The organism is Mycobacterium sp. NGS49 (assembly GCF_059812565.1).
Genome location: NZ_JCALCX010000085.1, coordinates 1 through 2,561, shown reverse-complemented (window position 1 = coordinate 2,561; position 2,561 = coordinate 1). Strand labels below are relative to the sequence as shown.

Sequence of the window (2,561 nt, the reverse complement as noted above, 5' to 3'; positions counted from 1 at the left end):
TCGGGGTTTGCCGGCGGTGTGGGTGGGGTGGGTGGGTTGGGTGGCGGTAGCGGGGTTGGTGGGACCAACGGCAGCGGCGGTGCCGGGGGCACTGGTGGGGTGGGTGGTATCGGTGGGTCGGGCGGGTCGGGGACCGCGGCGGGATCGATCGGCGGCACCGGCGGGATCGGTGGGGCTGGTGGTGCGGCGGGTGCCGGTGGTGCGGCCGGTACCGGCGGCACCGGGGGCGCGGCGGGTAACGCGGGTGTCGGTGGTACCGGTGGGCAGGGCGGAATGGGCGGTGCGGGCAGCCGCGGCGTAGATGCGCCGGCGGGTAGTGCCGCTCTTGGCGGGACCGGTTTCGCCGGCGGTGCTGGCGGGGTGGGCGGGGCGGGTGGCGACAGTGGGGCCGGTGGTACCAACGGCGCCGGCGGCAAAGGCGGCATTGGCGGTGTCGGGGGTGTGGGGGGAACCGGCGGCTCGGGCACTCTCGCGGGTTCGGTCGGCGGTAACGGTGGGACCGGTGGAATCGGTGGCGCTGCCGGGGCTGGTGGCGCGGCTGGTACCGGTGGCACCGGCGGCGGGGTCGGAGGGGCGGGTACCGGGGGCACCGGCGGTGTCGGGGGCACCGGTGGCACCGGCACGGCCGGCGCCAGTGCTGCCGCGTTGTCCGGCGCTAACGGGGGTAAGGCGTTTGCCGGTGGGTCCGGGGGCACCGGCGGTGCCGGTGGTGGCACCACCACCGGCGGTGTCAATGGCAGCGGCGGTAGAGGCGGCACCGGCGGAACGGGCGGCAATGGTGGTGCTGGCGGCTCGGGCACGCTTGCGGGTTCGGTCGGCGGCAACGGTGGTGACGCGGGCGCGGGCGGGGCGGCCGGCATCGGTGGCGCGGCCGGCACCGGCGGCACCGGCGGCGGCGTCGGCGCCGCCGGCGCGGGTGGCGACGGCGGCACCGGTGGGGCCGGGGGCACCGGCAGCAACGGCGCCGACACCATCGGCGAGGGGCAGGCCGGCTTTGCCGGCGGTCGCGGCGGGGCGGGCGGGAACGCCGCTCAGGGCGGAAACGCCGGCGACGGCGGCACCGGCGGGGCCGGCGGAGAAGGCGGCGACAGCACTGACGACAACGCTGGCGACGGCGGGGCTGGGGGCAGCGGCGGGGCCGGCGGGAACGCCAGTGGCGGCGGCAACGCCGGAGACGGCGGTCGCGGCGGGGACGGCGGAGAAGGCGGCGAAAGCACTGACGACAACGCTGGCGACGGCGGTGCCGGGGGCAGCGGCGGGGCCGGCGGGAACGCCAGTGGCGGCGGCAACGCCGGTGGCGGCGGCGCTGGTGGCAAGGGCGGCCAGGGAGGTGTCACGTCGGACGTGGGCGACAATCCTGGCGCGGGTGGTGCTGGCGGTGCCGGCGGCGCAGGCGGCGCAGCGACCGGCGGTGGTAATGGCGGCGCGGGCGGTGACGGAGGCACCGGCGGCACCGGCGGCCAGACCAGAAGCGCCGCCACGTTCGGCGGCTTCGGCGGCTTCGGCGGTGATGGCGGCGCAGGCGGTGCCGCCACCGACGGCGGTGACGGTGGCGACGCCGGCGACGGAGGCGCGGGCGGGGATGGCGGCGGTCCCGCAAGCGTCGGCGTCGCCCTTGGCGGGGACGGTGGCTTCGGTGGGAAGGGCGGGATTGGCGGCGCCGCTACCGGCGGCGGTGACGGCGGCGCCGGCGGTGACGGCGGCGCCGGCGGCCGCGGCGCCGATACCGGTATCCTGAGCAAGGGGGTAGGTGGCTTCGGTGGCGAAGCGGGTACCGGCGGCGCCGGCGGCGCCGCGATCGGCGGGGGCAACGGCGGCGCCGGCGGCAGCGGCGGCCAGGGCGGCAACGGCGGCAACGCCGGCCTGGGCGGCGGCATCGGCAGATCCGGCGGCAAAGGCGGCATTGGCGGTGTCGGGGGCGCCGCGGACAGTGGCGGCGACGCGGGCGCCGGCGGCGGCGGCGGTGACGGCGGGCGTGGCGGTGGCGGCTTCGGCTCCGGCGAAATTACCGGGCGAGGAGGTGACGGCGGCGGCGGCGGGAAGGGCGGCGCTGCGGCCGGCGGCGGGAAGGGCGGCGCGGGTGGCGGCGGCGGTGAGGGTGGCGACGCCGGCAGCGGCGGTGGCGGCGCAGACAGCGCCGACGGCGGTGATGGCGGTGACGGCGGCGACGGCGGCAGCGGCGCCACCGGCCCCGGCGGGAACGGTGGCGACGGCGGTGACGGCGGTCAGCCCTACCTAACGGGGGCGGGCGGCACCGGCGGGACCGGAGGCGTGGGCGGGTCGGGCACGCCGGTGGGCAAGGCGGGTGATCCGGGCGCTGACGGGTGAGGCCCAGCGGCCCCGCTGCCCGGGTTGGCAGAGCAATACACGGGCGCGGTATCGACCGAATCGCACGCGAGCGGTGTTCGGGCAGCACGGCGCACATGCCCATCCGCATCGCCGGAAGTGAGATCGGCGATGCCAGGCTGATCCTGCCGGGATAACGCCATTTTTTTCTTTTTGGACCGGCAACGCCCACTGGCTACCCCGCTGGTGAGGAGGCGCTTGCCGATGTCCCCTAT

The 2,561-nt window shown here is 78.2% G+C and carries 1 pseudogene; it reads left to right on the top strand.

Annotation, left to right across the window (positions count from 1 at the left end):
• A pseudogene (locus AC5Y7D_RS30730) lies at nt 1-2,328 on the top strand (PE family protein); the annotation flags it as partial.
• Between the last annotated feature and the right edge of the window lie 233 nt (nt 2,329-2,561).